The sequence below is a fragment of the Burkholderia sp. BCC0506 genome (assembly GCF_902833145.1).
GTDB lineage: Bacteria > Pseudomonadota > Gammaproteobacteria > Burkholderiales > Burkholderiaceae > Burkholderia.
This window is the reverse complement of record NZ_CADFEN010000011.1, coordinates 79389-97032: the sequence shown is the minus strand read 5'-3', so window position 1 is coordinate 97032 and position 17644 is coordinate 79389. Positions and strand designations below refer to the sequence as shown.

Genomic DNA, 17644 nt, shown 5'->3' with positions numbered 1-17644 from the left:
GTTCAGCCGGCGCGCATCGACAAATTCTCGGCGGGAAACGTCACTCCGCGGCGCGCTTCAGCGCGCTGCCGGCGGCGTTGACGTCTTCCCCGAAGCCTCGGACGGTATTGCAGCCCGCGAGGCCAAAACCCAGCCCCGCCAGCGCCAGCGCGGCAACCAGCCGCACGATGAGTTTCGATGCCGTCACGTGTTACCCCAGCTGGCGAATGTCGACGAAATGACCTTCGATCGCCGCGGCCGCGGCCATCGCGGGGCTCACGAGGTGCGTGCGACCGCCCGCGCCCTGCCGGCCTTCGAAGTTGCGGTTCGACGTCGATGCGCAGCGCTCGCCCGGCTCGAGCCGGTCGGCGTTCATCGCGAGGCACATCGAGCAACCCGGCTCGCGCCATTCGAAGCCTGCATCGGTGAACACCTTGTCGAGCCCTTCGCGCTCGGCCTGCGCCTTCACGAGGCCCGAACCCGGCACGACCATCGCGAGCCGCACGTTCGACGCGATGCGGCGGTTCAGCTTCTTCACGACGTACGCGGCCGCGCGGATGTCCTCGATCCGTGCGTTCGTGCACGAGCCGATGAAGATCTTGTCGACCTTGATCGATTCGATCGGCGTGTTCGGCTCGAGCGCCATGTACGCCAGCGCGCGCTCCATCGCGTCGCGCTTGACCGGATCCTTCTCGCGCTCGGGATCGGGCACGCGACCGTCGATCGACGTGACCATTTCCGGCGACGTGCCCCACGTGACCTGCGGGACGATCTCGGCGGCGTTCAGCTCGACCACGCGGTCGAACTGCGCGCCGTCGTCCGACTTGAACTGGCGCCAGTATTCGACGGCCTGATCCCATTCCGCGCCGGTCGGCACGAACGGACGGCCCTTCAGGTAATCGATCGTCGTGTCGTCCACCGCGACCATGCCCGCGCGTGCGCCGGCCTCGATCGCCATGTTGCAGACGGTCATGCGGCCTTCCATCGTCAGCGCGCGAATGGTCGAGCCGCCGAATTCGATCGCGTAGCCCGTGCCGCCCGCCGTGCCGATCTTGCCGATGATCGCGAGCACGATGTCCTTCGCGGTACAGCCGCGCGGCAGCGCGCCCTCGACCTTCACGAGCATGTTCTTGCTCTTCTTCTGCAGCAAGGTCTGCGTCGCGAGCACGTGCTCGACTTCCGACGTACCGATGCCGTGCGCGAGCGCGCCGAACGCGCCGTGCGTCGACGTGTGCGAATCGCCGCACACGATCGTCATGCCCGGCAGCGTCGCGCCCTGTTCCGGCCCGATGATGTGGACGATGCCCTGGCGCACGTCGTTCATCTTGAATTGCGTGATGCCGAACGCGTCGCAGTTCGCGTCGAGCGTGTCGACCTGCAGCTTCGAGACGGGATCGGCGATGCCGTGGCTGCGGTCCGTGGTCGGCACGTTGTGGTCCGACACGGCCAGGTTCGCGCTGATGCGCCACACCGGACGCTGCGCCATCTTCAGCCCTTCGAACGCCTGCGGGCTCGTGACTTCATGCAGCAGCTGACGGTCGATGTAGAGCAGGGTCGTGCCGTCTTCCTCGGTGTGGACCACGTGGGTGTTCCACAGTTTGTCGTAGAGCGTCTGTGCCATGGGTATGCGGGGTCGTTGTGACTACAAGCCTTGCGGATGCGGTCGATTATGCCACGCAGAACGCGTCGCGGCGCAGCCCGGACGCGAAAAAACCCATTAAAAACAGTGGTTTGGCTGGTAGTGCCAATACCTGTATCGGCATTACCAGCCAAAACGGGGCACGCACGGTCCGGCGAGGCGCGCGCCGCACCGTGCCCGCCTAGCCATTCGGATATTCGCGATTGATCAGGTCGAGCCGCAGCATCGCGAGCTGCATGCCGGCGTTGCTCATCAGGTAAAGATTGCGCCGTCGCATCGCGGGCTGCCGGGCCGATGCATCGTAGGCGCCGGGCAGCGACAGTCCGGCCGGCACCGCCGCCTGCATTCCGGCCGCATTCGACATGCGCACGGCGATCGACGCCTGATCGCGATGCGTGACCACGCCGACCTTGCCGAGCGCCGCGGCCGAACCGGCCTGCCTGACGATCGCGGCGGCCACGCCGTCGGGGGTCGGTATCGGGCTGCCGGTGCTCGCGGCAGGCGTCGCGATCGACGTCACGCCGGCCGTCAGTCCGTACTTCGACGCGAGCACGCTCGCGACTTCCTGCTGCGCGAACACCGGTACCGCGACTATCCGCCGAAGCTGGAACACAGCATCGGCGATCGCCTCGTTCACGGGGCCCGGCACCGGCGCGGCGGCCGACACCCCGGCGCGACTGCCGAAGCTGAACGCGGCAATCGTGTCGATGCCGGCAGCGTCCACCGTCGGCGGCGTCCACGAGAAAAACGTGTCGAGCAGGTAACCGGCTTCGTCGGCAGCGGTCGCGCGATCGTTCAGTTCGTTCGTCAGCTTGCCCAGCATCTGGCGCTGCAGTTCCGCGTCGGAAACGGGGGCGTCGCTCGCGAAAGCCGGTGCAGAGGCGGCGCACGATGCGGCGAGTAATGAAGTGGAAGCCAGGAAATGGCGGCGGTTCGTCATGGTCACGGGATTCGAATGAGAAACAACGGAAGGCATCAGCCCTTCGGAAACGCCTGCATCGTCGCGGTCGTCGCGTGCGTCAGCATCTGCGCATACATGTCGTGTACGAGATAAAGGCTGCGGTTGCGCGTCCACGGCTGGCCCGACTGCGGGTCGTATACCGTCGGCAGCGACACCTCGACGACGGCCGCCGCCTGCATGCCCGCCTGCTGCGAGGTCTGGATGCAGCGCTTCGCATGATCGCGATGGCCGACCACCGCGACGGTGCCCATCGCCGCTGCGCCGCCCGCGCGCGAGACGGCCACCGCCGCGACACCCGCGGTGCTCAGGTACACGATCGAGCCGTCGCTCGCGATCACCGGTTCGATCGACGACAGCACGTCGGCGCCCAGCCCGTATTTCGACACGAGAAAGCGCGCGATTTCCCACTGCGCGTAGACCTTCACGGGTTTCAGCTGGCGGATGCGGTACACGGCGTCCGCGAGCGCTTCGTTGACGGGCCCCGGATCGGGCAGCGCCGATTGATTGCCGCCGGTGCTCGACGTATTGCCGCTCGCCGCGTTCGGCCGGTTGCCGAAGCTGTACGCGACGATCGCGCCGATCTGCGCGGCGGGCACCGTCGGCAGCGCCCACGTGAAGCCGACGTCTGTCATCGCCGGCACGATCGCGTCGACCGTCGCCGCATCGCCCAACTGGGCGTTCAGTTTCGCGGACATCTGCGCGGCGAGCGCCGCGTCGCCGATCGGCGCCGACGTGACGTCGCCGCCGCCGCATGCGCCGAGCAATGAGGCCGCCGCGACGGCCGGCGCGGCGGAAAGGAACGTTCTGCGAGACGAAGCCGGGGAATGCTGACTCATGAGTGCGAGACGAAAGAAGGCGAATGACGAGCGCGCCCGAGAGCAGGCACGACCGCCAGGTTTCGCGAGGTCAAGGAGAAAGGCCATCGGGTCACCGCGCATGAATCGGCATCGCCGCGCATCGCCGACTGGCGAAGCTCGATCGTAGGCGGTGTTGGTTAAATTGCGGTGAAAACGCCGGTTGAATCCGTTCGCCTGCTGCGCCGTTTCGCCGTTTCGCCGATGGACGAAGCCGTTTCACCTATGGCGAGCCCGCCGGATCCGTGTTTCGGCGACGGCCAGCGCGGTGTTTCGACGGATCGCCGCGCGCGGCACTTTTCCGACGATCTCCTAGACTGTCTATTCGCAGCGGGCGCCGCATGGCCGCCCCCGTCGTCACGCAGCCGGCAGCATTCGGTGCAACGAACAGGAGAACAGCATGCGATATGAACTCTATTACTGGCCCGAGATCCAGGGCCGCGGCGAGTATGTGCGGCTCGCGCTCGAGGCGGCCGAAGCCGACTATGTCGATGTCGCGCGCGAATCGGGGCGCGGGATGGGCGTATCGGCGATGATGCGCATGATGGATAGCGCGAAAGCCGAATGCGTGCCGTTCGCGCCGCCGTTCCTGAAGGCGGGCGACATGGTCGTCGGGCAGACCGCGAACATCCTGCTGTTTCTCGGTGCGCGGCTCGGGCTCGCGCCCGACGACGAAGCCGGCCGGCTGTGGGTGCACCAGATCCAGCTGACCGCCGCAGACTTCATCACCGAGATCCACGACACGCACCACCCGATCGGCAGCGGCCTGTACTACGAGGACCAGCAAGCGGAAGCGGCCGAGCGCGCGGCCGATTTCCTCGAGAACCGGCTGCCGAAATTCCTCGGCTACTTCGATCGCGTGCTCGAACAGAATCCGCACAAGCGCGGCTATATCGCAGGCAGCACGCTCAGCTATGCGGACCTGACGATGTTCCAGTTGATCGAGGGCCTGCGCTATGCGTTTCCGAAAGCGATGAAGCGCGCGGAGCGCAAGGTCGCGGCGCTCGTCGCGCTGCACGATCGCGTCGCGCAGCATCCGCCCGTCGCGCGCTATCTCGAGTCGGAGCGCCGCATCCCGTTCAACGACATGGGGATCTTCCGGCACTACCCGGAGCTGGACAAGTAGCGGCCGACGCCGCGTCAGTCGCCATAGCGATAGCGGCTGCGCATCGCGTCGAGCGGATTGCCGTCGGCGAGCGTCCCGCCGAGGCTGTGGATCACCGCGCTCGCCGCGTTGATCGCGGTCTGCACCGCTCCCTCGATCCAGCCGCCCGTAAACGAGCAACAGCATCCGGCCAAGTAGATCCCGCGATCGGACGACGGATCGGCGGCCGTCTGGAACTGGTAGAACAGCGCCTGCGAGTGGACGTCCTCGCCCGGATAGTTCAGCTTGAACGCGCCGAGCGCATAGCGGTCCGACAACCAGTCGTGGCTCGTGACGTTGCGCGCGTAATCGTCGTCGAGCGGACGCAGGTGCGCGGCGAACGCCGGCGATACGATGCCGATCTCGGCCACGAGGCGCTCGAAGCGCTCGACCTTGTCGGTGAGCGACAGGATCTTGTGCGAATCGTCCTCCCACGTGTAGCTGATCAGCACGACACCGTGCGCATCGGGATCGTCGGGCGCGTAGTCGAGACAGTAGATGCCGCGCGCCAGCGTGTCGGTCTGGATGTTGTGCGGCAGCCCGTGCTTGAGCCAGAACTTGTCGCGGGTCAACACGAACAGCTTCGACGAACTGACCATGTGCGTCTCGTTGATCGCGCGAACGACGTCGGGTGCGAACAGGTTCGCGATGCCCGTGATGCCCATGCCGACCTGCATCGCGCGCGTCGTCGTCGCGACGATCACACGGTCGAACACGTGCGTCGAACCGTCGTCGAGCGTGAGCGCGAAGGTATCGTCCGGCTGCTTCGCCACGCGCCGCACGGCGGCGTGGACGATGCAGTCGCGCACCCGTGCGTCGTCCCCGCCATCGTCGAGCAGCCCCTGCGCGAGCGCATAGATGCCGGCCGGAATCAGCCGCTGGTCGACTTCGAGCTCGTTGACCACGATCCGCAGGATTTCGAGGAACGACGCGCGATAGACCGGCTGGAAGCCGCCCGAACCGATGCCGAGCGTGCCGAACAGGCGCAGGTCCTCGCCCTTGCGCCAGCGCACGCCGCCGGGCGGCGCCGTGCCCGTGAAGATCTTGACGATCGCCGAGTAGAACGACTCGTCGCCGAACCGGTCGATGTACTGCTGCCAGCCGCGGTGCGCGTCGTCGTAGCGATGCGCGCGCAGCAGCGCCGTCAGTTCGGCGGGCGCGGGCAACTGCGTGCCGTCGTCGAGCCGCACGCCGTCGCGGATGAACGCGCGCCAGCCGCGATCGACACGATCGAACAGCGGCGGCGGCGCATCGCCGGCGGCCCAGCGATACGCGTGACCCTGGTAGTGGATCTCGGTGTCGACGACACCCGGATCGGGAAACGCGGACGCGCTGTCCACACCGAACCGCTCGAGATAGTGGTACAGCGCGGCCTGCGACGGCGGGAAGCGCATCGCTCCCATTTCGGCGAGCAGGTGCGGATGGTCCGGATTGATCGACTGCGACAGCAGGCGCCCGCCGACGCGCGCGCGGTTCGCCTCGAACACCACGACCTGCCGTGCGCCTGCGCGCAGCAGCTCGCACGCGGCGACGAGGCCGCCGACGCCCGCGCCGACGATTGCGATCCGCGCGTCGCGCGCACGGTGCGCCGGCAGCGTGCCGAGATGCCCGCCGGTGCGGGACAGGAAGGCACCGTAGTCGTAGAGGGTGTCGATGTACGGCAGCGTGCGCGACAGGCATTCAGGAGCGTTCATGTGATCGGGAACGAAAAAGGCCGTGCGGACCGCACGCGGTCAGACCGGCAGGTGGATGCTGCCGAGCGGCGCGTCGGCGTTGACGAGATCGACCCGCTTCACGCGAATGCACAGCGCGTCGTCGCGTACCGCAAGTTCGTGCGTGTACCAGCCCGCGAACAGCGTCTGCTCGTCGCGCCGCGTTTCGACGTAATGAAACGGCGTGCGCAGCACGTAGGCGCCGCGCTCGGGGTCGGCCCGATCGACCTGCGGCTGCTGCAGCAGATGGTGACCGCGGCTCGCCGGCTGCTGCGAGAACGTGCGGCGCCCGCCCAGCCGCTCGATGCGGATGCGCAGCAACAGCCGGTCCTCGTCCATCAGCGCGCCGTGCAGCCCGGTGTCGGGCTGGTCCGGCGATAGCGGCATCCAGTAGCGGGCGTCGTCCGCGTAGAGCGCGAGCCACTCCTCGTAGCGCCGTTCGTCGAGCAGGCGTGCCTCGCGATAGACGAACGCGACGAGTTCAGCGTGGGGAAATGCGCGCATCGGCGGCCTCCTGCGTCGAATCCGGCGCGATGTAGCGCAGCCACGCGCGGAACTGGTTGCGGATCTGCTGCTCGCTGGTGCCGTTCGTCTCCGACGTCGACTGTGCAAACTCCTGCGGATCGAACAGGCGCCCGACGTGCACCCAGTCTCGCGCCTGCGTGGCGAGACCGCGCTGCGCGCGCTCGTACATTTCGAGATCGTCGTGCGCGACGATCGACGTCGGCGCGTTGATCAGGCGGTTGTACGCGAGCGTGCGCTCGAACAGCGAATCGGGCGCACCGACGAGCCGGAACGACCACGACTCCACCAGCGTGCGGTCCACCGCCAGCGGCTTGAACACGCGCAGGATCTGGATCGGCCCTTTCACCATCGCATTCGGAAACAGCACCGTGTTGTGACGCACCTCGCCGAGGATGCGCGCGGCGCGCGCCTCGCCGTAGGCCGCGGTCATCTTCTCGTGATAGCCGGGGATCGGCGTGTAACGCGCATGGATCGAATCGGCGGTGCCGGTATGGCCATGCCCGTTGGGCCACACGCGCAGCCCCATCTGCTCGAAGAACGCATGCGGCTGGATGAACGGCTCCAGCAGCTCGACCGCCATCGGCTTCGCGTGCTGCGTGCCGTCGCGTTCCCACACGCGCACGGCCGTGCCGGCCGACGACTCGTGCGCAACCATCGGATGGCAGGTATCGGTCTGGTTCTCGACCAGCATCTTCCAGTTGCATGCGTGCACGTAGCGGAACACGCCGCCCGCGACTTCGACGCGCCCTTCCGGCGAACGGTCGACGAGGTTGTCGAGCGACGACAGCGCGTCGCCGAAATACGCGTGAAAATCGACGCCTGACGGATTCAGGCGGCAGAACACGAAACCGCGATGGTCATGAGTCGCGCCGACCGCCTGCATGCCCTTGCTGGCCTCGCACGATTCGAAGCCGGTGTGCTCGTAGCCGCGCCGCAGCGGAATCGCGTACAGGCTGCCGTCGGTCCGGTACGACCACGCGTGGTACGGGCAGCGGAAGAAGGTCCCCGTGTTGCCGCAGGCATCCGTGACGAGCTGCGTGCCCTTGTGCGAACAGCGGTTGTGCAGCACGCGCACCGACCCGTCGACGTGGCGCACCATCACGACCGGCTCGGCGCCGATCGTCGTCGTCACGTAATCGCCGGTTTCCGGAATCTGGCTGACGTGGCCCACGTAGATCCACGTATTCCGGAACAGGTGGCGCATCTCCAGCTCGAAGATGCGCGGGGACAAATAGAGGTCCTTGTGCACCTCGGTATCGCGCACGAGCGACGCGATCGCGTCGGTGAACCGTTGTGCCGTCATGCGCGCCCCCGGCTGCGGACGCGATTCGGCCGCGCGCCCTCGCGGCGCGCGGTATCGATTGCTTTTATTGTCATCTCTCAGGTTCTGGTTGGTATGCCACTCGGACGAGCGTGCGCCTGCCGCGACACAGCGGGCGGCGGACGCTGCGGCGACGGTCAGCCCGTCACCGGCGTTTCATGCAGTCTCAGCCAGCCGATGCGGCCGTCCGTGTCGCGCTCGAACACGACGGTCGAGCGGCGCACGGTACGATGCCCCGCCCCATCGGTCTGCGTCTCGCGATAGGCGATCGCCGAGCCGCCCGCCCACGTGTTCACTTCGTGCAGTTCGTCGATCTCGATCCGCAAGCCAGGCCGCGCACCGAAGCCGCGCGAAAACAGCACGTCGATATCCGCGTAGTCGAGCGCGTGCCCGTGCAGCGAAATCATCGAGAAGGCGCGCGAAAAGCGCCCGAGCAGCGATGTGAGCCCGTCGCGCGCCGCGCGGCCGGACAACCATTGCTCGATGTCGACGTGGGCGTCGATCACTTCCTGGAAAAACGGGTTGGACGAATTCATTGTCGAAACTCACGAACGTTGGGAAGCCGCGCGCCCGGCAGGCGCACGATGCGGCGCGAGACGCACGACGAATGGCAACGGCAGCAGCGTCGCCAGCGCGGCCAGGCCGAAACACTGCTGATACGCGAGCCGAGCGTCGTCGCCGTGCATCGACAGCAGGAAATTCAGCGCGCTGCCCAGCACCGCGACGCCGAGACAAAAGCTCAGTTGCCGGTTGATGTTCCACAGCGCGCTCGCGTCGCCCATCCGCGCGGCGGGCACGTCGAGAAACGCCGCGCTTTGCGACGTGCTCGTGCACATGCTGGCGCCGAGCCCCATCGCGACGAACGCGAGCACGCGTCCGGCCTCGAACCCGGCGAGCGGGGTCGCGAGCAGCACGATGCCGATCGCGTCGATCACGATCCCGCACGTGAACAGCGGTTTCGCCCCCCACTTCGGGAAGCAGCGGCGCGTCGTCGCGATCGCGGCGAACGATGCCATCGCCCACGGCACCATCAGCGCGCCCGTATGCGTCGCGCTGAGCCCGAGCGCGTTCTGCAGATACAGCGCGGCGACGAGATTGACACCCGTAAACACACCGGGCACGCACAAATAGACGATCAGGCCGATCCGCAGCAGCGGCTGCGCGACGAGGCCCAGGTCGAGCAGCGGCGCCGCGGCCCGGCGCGCGTGCGCGACATACGCGCCGCCGGCGACGAGCGCGATCGCGAGCGGCACGAGCGCGTCGCGGCCGGCACCGGGCTGTCCCGCGAACGTCAGGCCGAGCAGCAGCGCGACGAGCGCCACCACGCTCAGCCCGAGGCCGCGCACGTCGAGCGCCGGCGGGACGCCGTCCGGTGCGTCGGCCGGCAGCCACGCGAACGCGAGTGCGCTCGTGAGCGCCGCGAGCGGCAGCATCCCGAAGAAGATCGCGCGCCACGACACGCGATCGACGACCACGCCGCCAAGCGCCGGCGACAGCGCCGGCACGAGCAGCGCGACCATCATCACGATCGACGTCAGGTGCGCACGCGCATCGGGCGGATACGCGCGATACGCCATCGTCTGCCCGACCGGGATGAGCAGGCCGCCGCCGAGCCCCTGGACCAGCCGCCACGCCAGCAGCGCGCCGATCGATGCCGACAGGCCGACGCCGAGACTGCCCGCCGCGAACAGCAGCAGCGACGCGATCAGCAGCCGGCGCTCGCCGAAGCGCCGCGCGAGCCATGTGCCAAGCGGGATCACGACCGTCAGCCCGAGCACGTACATGTTGCCGATCCACGCCAGCTGCGCGACCGACGCGTGCAGCTCGCGCTGGATCGTCGGATACGCGGCGTTGATGACGAACATGTTCGCGAGGTCGATCGCGAACCCCAGCAGATAGACGGCGGCGATTTTCGAGCGATCGGTCATGGCGGCTCAAGGCGAACGAAACGCCGCAGTGTAAGGTTCGCCGCGCACGTCGATAAGATCGGACGGACGGCAAGACTGGTCGAAAAATTTTGACAATCAAGGCACCATGTCGGTTTTCCGCCCAGCATCCGACATGTCATGGTGAGCCTCGATCGTTTCGCCGTCTTCCGCGCCGTCGTGGAAACGGGGTCGTTTACGGCAGCCGCCGCCCAGTTGAACCAGGCCCGGGCCGCGGTGAGCTTCAACATCAAACAGCTGGAAGCCGAGCTCGGCGTCACGCTGCTCACGCGCACCACGCGGCGCGTCGAGCTGACCGATGCCGGGGAACGTTTCCATGCGCGTTGCCTGCGTGTGCTGGAGGAAGCCGAAAGCGCGATCGACGACGCGCGCAGCGAGCATGGCGGGATGCAAGGCGTACTGCGCGTGACGTCGACCGTCGAGTACGGAACGATGGTCGTCGCACCCGCGCTGCACACGTTCATGCAGCGCCATCCCGCGCTGCGCGTGCGGCTCGAGACGCACGCGTCGCAGGTCGACCTGGTGCGCGAGCGCGTCGACGTGGCGATCCGGCTGGGCCGCCTCGAACAGTTCCAGGATCTGCCGTACCGCGGCGCGTGCCTCGCGACCTACGAAGTGCGACCCGTGATCGCACCGTCGCTGCTCGCCGCGTCCGGCGTGCCGCGGATCGACTCGCCGGACGCGCTCGCCCGGCTGCCGCAACTCGGCCATACGAGGCTCGAGCGAATCGCCACGTGGACGCTCTCCGACCGTGACGGCAATCCGCACGCGTTCCGGCCGGGCACGAAGCCGCGCGTGGTCGTCGACAACGCATCGGTCCTGCGCGTGCTCGCGCGGCAAGGCAGCGGCGTCGCGCTGTTGCCGGAATGGCTCGTGCGCGACGATCTCGCCAGCGGCGCGCTCGTCGATGCGCTGCCCGACTACCGCTTCCCGCCGCAGGCCGTCTATGCGCTGTACCCGTCGACGCCGCACGTGCCGCAGAAAGTGCGTGCGTGGGTCGACTTCATGAAGGCGTACCTGGCCGTCGATTGAGCGCGGCGACTCACGTGCGCGCCGCGTCGTCCCGCAGCAGGGCGTCGATCCGCGCGGCGATCGCCAGCAGTCGGCGATCGCTGCCCCACGGCCCTTCCAGCATCAACCCGACCGGCAGCGCCGTGTGCGCGGAACGCCCGGCCGGAAGCGACACGGACGGCACGCCGGCGAGCGTCGCCGGCGAGGTCTGGCGCACGACGCGCGCGAACAGCGCCGCATCCTGCGCAGCCGTCATCGCAGCCGTGTCGTCGAGCGGCGGCGGCTCGTCCGGCACCGTGGGCATCGCGATGCAGTCGACCGGCGTACCGAACGCGTCGTCGTACCAGCGCACGAGCCGCTGACGGCACACGACCGCTTCCGCATAGGCGCGCGCATCGACCGGCGCGGAGACGAACGAGCGGAAGATCGCACGCACGTCGTCGCTCGCGATCCGCTCGACGAACGTGCCGAAAGGGATGCCGAGCCGTTCGTCCGCGAAGCGGCGCCAGTACAGGTTCGCCTCGAATGCCGTGAGCGGAAAGCCGCAGGCTTCGCTGGCGTCGTGCAGCGGCAGCGCCGGCAATGGCACGAGCGTCGCGCCGGCCGCCGAGAACGACGCGAGTGCGCGTTCGATGCACGCCGCGACGCCCGGATCGAGTTCGTCGAAGTACGGTGCGCCGGGCACGCCGATGCGCAACCGCGACCATTCGGGCGCGGCGGTCGTACTGTCGTCGCGCGTCAGCACCGCGTCGAGCAACAGCAGGTCGTCGATACCGTGGCCGATCGGCCCCACCGTATCGCGCGTGGGCGACAGCGACAGCACGCCGTGCGACGAATAGCGCTGCGCGGACGGCCGCAACCCGTAGACGCCGCAGAACGCGGCCGGGATCCGCACCGAGCCGCCCGTGTCGGTACCCAGTCCGAACGGAATGCCGGCCGCGACGGCCGCCGCGGTGCCACCGCTCGACCCGCCGGCGATACGCCGCGGATCGTGCGGATTGCCGACTGCCCCGAAGTGCCGGTTGCCGCTCGTGATGCCGAACGCAAGCTCGTGCATGTTCGCCTTGCCGAGCGGCACCGCGCCGGCTTCCAGCAGGCGCCGCACGGTCAGCGCGTCCTGCGTCGCACGGTAACCGGTCACCGCCGGGCTCGCGCCGAGCGTCGGCATTTCGGCGGTATCGAGGTTGTCCTTGATCACGAATGGCACGCCGGCGAGCGGCAGCGCATCGCCTTGCGCGATGCGGGCATCGACGCGCTCGGCCGTGCGGCGCGCGAGTTCGGCGTCGACGTGCACCATCGCATTGAGCGGCGCGATCGCCGCGAGACGCGCGAGGGCGTCGTCGGCCACGTCGACGGCGCGTCGCCCGGCCGTGCGCACGGTATCGGCCAGCCCGTGCACGCTGGCGGCGGAAACGAAGGATCGGGAAAAAACGCGGTTCGGCTGTGTTGTCATGTCGTGTGCTGGACGCGGAATCGATCGGGAAACGCGCGACGCGCCCGAGGCCCTCTCCGGCACGTCGCGCGAATCGCGATGGTATCCCGGCCCGCGGCCGCACGCACGGGCTACAAGCGGCGCGGCGATTCGCGCTTCTCGTCGGCCTCGTCGACCGGGCGCGTGAGCCACGGCCCGATGTCCATCTCCTCGTAGCGCACGAGCCGGCTCTTGCGCGCGCGGCGATACGCCCACCAGATCGCGACGAACAGCGGAATCCACACGTAGATCGACAGCACTTCCATCCAGTCGATGCGCGCGGCGAAGAACGCCTGGTAATCCTGGCCGAGCGAAATCACGATGCAGATCGCGATCGCGAACAACGGCCCGAACGGAAACCATTTCGCGCGATACGGCAGCTGGTCGAGCCGATAGCCCTGCTTCAGGAACCCCTTGCGGAACCGGTAATGGCAGACCGCGATGCCGAGCCACGCAATGAAGCCGGTGATGCCGACCGTATTCAGCAACCACAGATAGATGCGCTGGTTGTTGCTCAGCGACGTGAGGAAGCACAACCCGCCCACGGCCATCGTCGCGTACAGCGCGTTGCGCGGCACGCCGCCGGGCGACAGCGTCGCGAATACGGCCGGCGCACGCCCTTCCGATGCGAGGTTATACAGCATGCGCGTCGCCGCGTAGGTGCCGGAATTGCCGGCCGACAGCACGGCCGTCAGGATCACCAGATTCATCGCACCGGCCGCGAGCGGGAACCCCGCGTGACTGAACACCAGCGTGAACGGGCTCACGCCGATGTCGGTCACGTCGCTCTTCAGCAGGTTCGGATCGGTGTACGGCACGAGCAGGCCGATCACGAAGATCGCGAGCACGTAGAACAGCATGATCCGCCAGAAGATCTGCTTCACCGCGCGCGGAATCGTCGTGCGCGGGTGCTCCGATTCGCCGGCCGTGATGCCGACCAGCTCGGTGCCGAGAAACGAGAAGCCGGCGATCAGCGCGACGCTCATCATCGCGTGCACGCCGCCGACGAACGGCGCGTCGCCGGTCGTGAAGTTGCGCCAGCCGACCGGATGCCCGGTGCCGATATGCCCGCTGCCGGTATGCCCGTCGCCCAGCACGCCGGCCGCGATCAGCAGCCCGGCCGCGATGAACGCGATCACGGTGGCGACCTTGATCAGCGAGAACCAGTACTCCGATTCGCCGAAGCCGCGCACCGACAGCGTATTGAGCAGGAAGATCAGCACGAGGAAGCCCGCGCCCCACCACACGCCCGGCACCGACGGAAACCAGTAGCGCATCACGATCTGCGCGGCGACCAGCTCGATCGCGATCGTCACCGCCCAGCTATACCAGTAGGTCCAGCCGAGCGCGACGCCGAAACCCTCGTCGACGTACTTCTCGCCGTAGATCGCGAACGAACCCGACACCGGCATCAGCGCGGCCATCTCGCCCAAGCCGGTGACGACGAAGTAGACCATGATCCCGATCGCGAGATACGCGGCGATCGCCCCGCCCGGCCCCGCCTGCGCGACCGATGCGCCCGACGCGACGAACAGCCCCGTGCCGATCGAACCGCCGATCGCGATCATCGCGATGTGGCGGCCCTGCAGACGACGCTTCAGCGTCGCCCCGGACGGCGCGGCCGTCTCAGCCGCCGCTTGCATGGCATCCATAGTGTTCCCCCTGATTGCGATCCAGTCAGCCAATTCGATTCGGAATGCAAAGCGATCGATCCGGTCATTCGCATCGAAACCGGCCTGCCGGGCCGGTTGCTCACACGACGCTGCGCTTGATCGCCTGCAGTTCGGCCGTCGTCACGATCTTTTCGATCCGGAATCGCGGGCTTTCCAGCCACGCGTTCGCGATCCGCCGGTACTCGTCGAGATCCTCGCACGCGAGCCGCACGAGAAAATCGAACGTGCCGCTGACGAGCCAGCAATCGAGCACGGCCGGATTCGCGCGCATTTCCTCCTCGAACGGCGCCTGCGAGCGCCCGTGGTCGGCCAGCACGATCTGCGCGATCACGATGATCGGCTTGGTCGCGCGCGGCGCCTTGATCACCGCGCGGTAGCCTTCGATCACGCCGAGCGCCTCGAGCCGCTCCACGCGCGCCTGGCACGGCCGCGGCGTGAGGTTCACGCGTTCCGACAGCTTCCGGTAGGAAATTCGCCCGTCGGTACGCAGGATGTCGAGGATCCGGAGATCGATCTTGTCGAGCTGCATCTTCTTGTCGGTCATCCGCGTTCGCTCCGGTCGGGTCGTGGCTGGTGCGCGGCACGTCTGCCGTTCCGCGCGGGGGCCACATTATCCGGCCGAAGCGGCCGCGCGCCAATCGGCTAGAACCGCAGCGACAGGCAGGTCAGGCCGCCGTCCATCTTGCGGAATTCGCTCGTGTCGATCACGTGCAGCGGCATGCCGAGCGACGCGATCGCGTCATGCACGCGCGGATAACCGGCCGGCGTGATCAGCGTGCCGTTCACGCGCAGCGTGTTGCCCGCGTATTCGTCGGCGGCCGAGATCGCGATCCGGCGATAGCCGGCGAATGCCGGATGCGCGGCGAGCGCCTCGGTCACGAGCAGCGTGTCGTCGCCGAGCGCGTTGACGACCGATTTCAGGTGCAGGCCGGCGCCGACCGGTACCGCGACGACCGAGTAGCCGTGACGCGACACCAGCGCGTCGAACGCGGCGATGCCTTGCGCGTCGGTACGGCTCGTCAGGCCGATGAAGAAGCACTTGCCGACCAGCATCACGTCGCCGCCGTCGAGGCGGCCGGACTGCATCGGCAGCAGGTCGCGATGCACGGCGAGCGCCGCTTCGATGTGAACCGTCTCGCCGCGCCGCGCGGGCGCGCCGGGGCGCGTGATCACCGCGAATTCCGGCGTGACGACGGCGACGTCCTCGACGAAGTGCGAATCGGGAAACGCATCCAGCGGCGGCAGTTCGGTCAGCTCGACGCCGAGCGTGCGCAGCGCGTCGCAATACGCATGGAACTGCGTGAGCGTCTTGTCGTAGTCGGGTGCGCCGAGTTCGGCGGTAGTCAGGCCCGCGCCGCAGGACCGCGCGGGACGACGAACGATCGCTTGCGTGAATTGCATCGACTCCTCCATGATCTGCGCCGCTTTCCGTGCGGCGCGCGGCCTGCGGCGTTGTGTCCGGACCATTATCGGAAGCCAAATTGCGCAATTCGCGTCGATTTCGGCGGCACCGACAGCCGATTGCGTCGAATTGCGTGCACCACGCAGCCGATTCGGCAGACGGCCCGCCCGCCGTCTCGCGCACGGCCGTTCGGGGCCGCCGCACATGCTTTATGCGCCGGGCCCGAACCCCATCTGCGAACGGCCGAGCGCCGTGAGTTCGCCCTCCCCCGCGCGCCCGTCGAAATCGACCTCGAAATGGTCGGCCGGAAAATCGGGCGGGCTGTCGCCGCGCAGGAACGCGGACCGCTGGCGTTGCAGGTACGCGTCGTTCTTCGCGCAGCCGGGCGCGGCCGCGATGTACATCACGTTGCTGTCACCGTTGCCGCGATGCGCATCCTCGACCGCATGCACGACGTCGCCGTGCCAGAACACCGCGTCGCCCGGCTCCATGTGCGGGATCGGCACCAGTGCCTCGAGCAGCAGCGAATGCCATTCGGGCCGGATCGACAGCGCGCGGCCGGGACGCGCGCCGCACAGGTCGTCGTCGGCGACGTCGTCCTGCAGCGCGCGCAGCACGACATAGGCCATCGCGTTCGCGACCGGGATCAGTTGCAGCGTGCCGTCGCCGGGGCCCTGCGGTGTTAGTGCGGTCCAGCCCTGGAACGTGCGGAACATCGAACATACGGCCGGTGACGGAATCTCCTCGACGTCGGGGCGGAACGCCGCATCGAACGGGTCGTAATCGCGCCAGCGGCCGGCCAGCACGTGGCGATAGACCTGGCGAAAATTCGCACCGAGCCAGCGCTCGACGGAGCCGCCGTCGACGTGCGGCGACAGCCCGAGCGACGTCGAACCGGGCGGCCGGCGGCGAATCCGGTCCGCATACGCGGGCACCTGCTCGGGATCGAAATGCGTGCGCGCGCCGTCCGCATGTCGCCACAGACGGTTCAGGAACACGCGCGCCTGCGTGAGCGCCGGCGACTGGCGCGCGGCCACCTGCGGCTTCGACCAGTACACGCCGTAAATCTGCGGCTTGCTCGACGCGAGATTGCCGAAATAGCGGTCTTCCGCGCGCGCGTGCAGCCGCTCGGCGAAACGGTTCGCCTCCAGATACGCACCGATCTCGTCGTTCCAGTCGCGCGCTTGCCGCGCATCGAACACGCCGCGGATCACGACCGCGCCATGCGTGCGGATCGCGGCAATCGCGTGCGGATCGACCTTCCCGCCCGCGATATCCGCGAACGGTACGACCGGAATCACGTCGTGGCCGTGCGCGTGCGCGCGGCGGATCGTATCGACCTGCCGCGCGATGTCGCCTTCCAGTTCGCGGAACGTGGCCGCATAACCGGGCAAGTCGGCGCGCAGCGCCCGTTTTGCCGTACGGATCGCGGCCGGCAGATCGTCGATCGTCAGGTGCATCGCTTGTCTCCTCGCTGAATCGCGTCTTGATGAGCCCTCAGCGTACGGCCGCCAAACGGTCGCCATCGACACTATTCAGCCAACAATCGATACAATCCTGACAACCGTGTATTACTCGGGACGATGGCAGACCACGCAGAGCTTGTTGCCGTCCGGGTCGCGAAAATAGGCGCCGTAGTAGTCGCGGTGATAGTGCGGCCGCAGGCCCGGCGGCCCTTCGCAGGTGCCGCCCTGTCGCAGCGCGAGCGCGTGGCAGCGATCGACGTGCGCGCGGGTCGGCGCATCGAACGCGATCGTGTGGCCGTTGCCCGGCTCGGGCGGCCGGCCGTCGAGCGGCTTGCCGAAGAAGAACAGCGGCCGCTCGGCGTCGGCCGGCATCCAGCCCGCCCAGCCGTCCGGCTCGCGGAACTTCAGGCGCAGCCCGAGTTCCGCGAACAGCGGCGCGTAGAAATCGTAGGCGCGCGCCGTCTCGCTGACGCCCACGCAAACATGTGAAAACATGGCATCGCTCCGGGGTGACGATCGCTCACGATCATGCCACGGCGC

17 protein-coding genes are annotated in these 17644 nt (G+C 68.1%); 2 read left to right on the top strand and 15 right to left on the bottom strand.

Annotated elements, in window-relative coordinates:
- Positions 1-40: 40 nt before the first annotated feature.
- The 4 genes from HWX62_RS24140 to HWX62_RS24125 all read right to left on the bottom strand — a co-directional run bounded on the left by HWX62_RS24140 (position 41) and on the right by HWX62_RS24125 (position 3415).
- Complete coding sequence (locus tag HWX62_RS24140; protein WP_175931649.1) at positions 41-187, bottom strand: entericidin A/B family lipoprotein; 147 nt, start codon at positions 185-187, stop codon at positions 41-43.
- A gap of 3 nt (positions 188-190) precedes the next feature.
- Complete coding sequence (leuC, locus tag HWX62_RS24135) at positions 191-1600, bottom strand: 3-isopropylmalate dehydratase large subunit (RefSeq protein ID WP_175931648.1); 1410 nt, start codon at positions 1598-1600, stop codon at positions 191-193.
- A 199-nt stretch (positions 1601-1799) separates the two neighbouring features.
- Positions 1800-2558: a Tat pathway signal protein gene (locus HWX62_RS24130; RefSeq protein WP_175931647.1), complete on the bottom strand. Its 759-nt coding sequence runs from the start codon at positions 2556-2558 to the stop codon at positions 1800-1802.
- A 35-nt stretch (positions 2559-2593) separates the two neighbouring features.
- Positions 2594-3415 carry a hypothetical protein gene (locus HWX62_RS24125; protein WP_175931646.1) on the bottom strand — a complete coding sequence of 274 codons (822 nt, stop codon included), beginning with the start codon at positions 3413-3415 and terminating at the stop codon, positions 2594-2596.
- A 418-nt stretch (positions 3416-3833) separates the two neighbouring features.
- On the opposite strand from HWX62_RS24125, the gene HWX62_RS24120 reads away from it, so the two are divergent.
- The gene (locus HWX62_RS24120) at positions 3834-4559 is read left to right on the top strand and encodes a glutathione S-transferase (protein ID WP_175931645.1); all 726 of its coding nucleotides are present in this window, start codon (positions 3834-3836) and stop codon (positions 4557-4559) included.
- Between the two features lie 14 nt (positions 4560-4573).
- Here the strand turns inward: HWX62_RS24120 and HWX62_RS24115 are convergent, their stop codons facing one another.
- From HWX62_RS24115 to HWX62_RS24095, 5 genes are all read right to left on the bottom strand, one after another.
- Entirely contained in the window at positions 4574-6271 is a 1698-nt protein-coding gene (locus HWX62_RS24115; RefSeq protein ID WP_175931644.1) for an NAD(P)/FAD-dependent oxidoreductase, read from the bottom strand.
- Positions 6272-6310: 39 nt separating this feature from the next.
- Entirely contained in the window at positions 6311-6793 is a 483-nt protein-coding gene (locus HWX62_RS24110; protein WP_175931643.1) for an aromatic-ring-hydroxylating dioxygenase subunit beta, read from the bottom strand.
- Positions 6771-8117, bottom strand: a complete 1347-nt coding sequence (locus HWX62_RS24105) for an aromatic ring-hydroxylating dioxygenase subunit alpha (protein WP_175931642.1) — start codon at positions 8115-8117, stop codon at positions 6771-6773. Before HWX62_RS24105 ends, HWX62_RS24110 begins: the two co-directional genes overlap by 23 nt.
- A gap of 155 nt (positions 8118-8272) precedes the next feature.
- Positions 8273-8671: a DUF4440 domain-containing protein gene (locus tag HWX62_RS24100; RefSeq protein ID WP_175931641.1), complete on the bottom strand. Its 399-nt coding sequence runs from the start codon at positions 8669-8671 to the stop codon at positions 8273-8275.
- Between the two features lie 9 nt (positions 8672-8680).
- Positions 8681-10063, bottom strand: coding sequence for an MFS transporter (locus tag HWX62_RS24095; protein WP_175931640.1), 1383 nt, complete (start codon positions 10061-10063; stop codon positions 8681-8683).
- A 138-nt stretch (positions 10064-10201) separates the two neighbouring features.
- On the opposite strand from HWX62_RS24095, the gene HWX62_RS24090 reads away from it, so the two are divergent.
- A complete protein-coding gene (locus tag HWX62_RS24090; protein ID WP_175931639.1) occupies positions 10202-11113 on the top strand; it encodes a LysR family transcriptional regulator in 912 nt (303 codons plus the stop codon).
- A gap of 10 nt (positions 11114-11123) precedes the next feature.
- On the opposite strand, the gene iaaH is transcribed toward HWX62_RS24090, so the two are convergent.
- The 6 genes from iaaH to HWX62_RS24060 all read right to left on the bottom strand — a co-directional run bounded on the left by iaaH (position 11124) and on the right by HWX62_RS24060 (position 17599).
- Complete coding sequence (gene iaaH, locus HWX62_RS24085; protein WP_175931638.1) at positions 11124-12545, bottom strand: indoleacetamide hydrolase; 1422 nt, start codon at positions 12543-12545, stop codon at positions 11124-11126.
- A gap of 110 nt (positions 12546-12655) precedes the next feature.
- Positions 12656-14215, bottom strand: a complete 1560-nt coding sequence (locus tag HWX62_RS24080) for an amino acid permease (protein ID WP_175931637.1) — start codon at positions 14213-14215, stop codon at positions 12656-12658.
- 100 nt (positions 14216-14315) lie between these two features.
- Positions 14316-14780, bottom strand: coding sequence for an Lrp/AsnC family transcriptional regulator (locus tag HWX62_RS24075; RefSeq protein WP_175931636.1), 465 nt, complete (start codon positions 14778-14780; stop codon positions 14316-14318).
- A gap of 98 nt (positions 14781-14878) precedes the next feature.
- The gene (locus HWX62_RS24070) at positions 14879-15637 is read right to left on the bottom strand and encodes an arginine deiminase family protein (protein ID WP_175931635.1); all 759 of its coding nucleotides are present in this window, start codon (positions 15635-15637) and stop codon (positions 14879-14881) included.
- Positions 15638-15847: 210 nt separating this feature from the next.
- Positions 15848-17098 carry a DUF1479 domain-containing protein gene (locus tag HWX62_RS24065; RefSeq protein ID WP_175931634.1) on the bottom strand — a complete coding sequence of 417 codons (1251 nt, stop codon included), beginning with the start codon at positions 17096-17098 and terminating at the stop codon, positions 15848-15850.
- A 111-nt stretch (positions 17099-17209) separates the two neighbouring features.
- Positions 17210-17599, bottom strand: a complete 390-nt coding sequence (locus HWX62_RS24060; protein ID WP_175931633.1) for a VOC family protein — start codon at positions 17597-17599, stop codon at positions 17210-17212.
- Positions 17600-17644 lie beyond the last annotated feature (45 nt).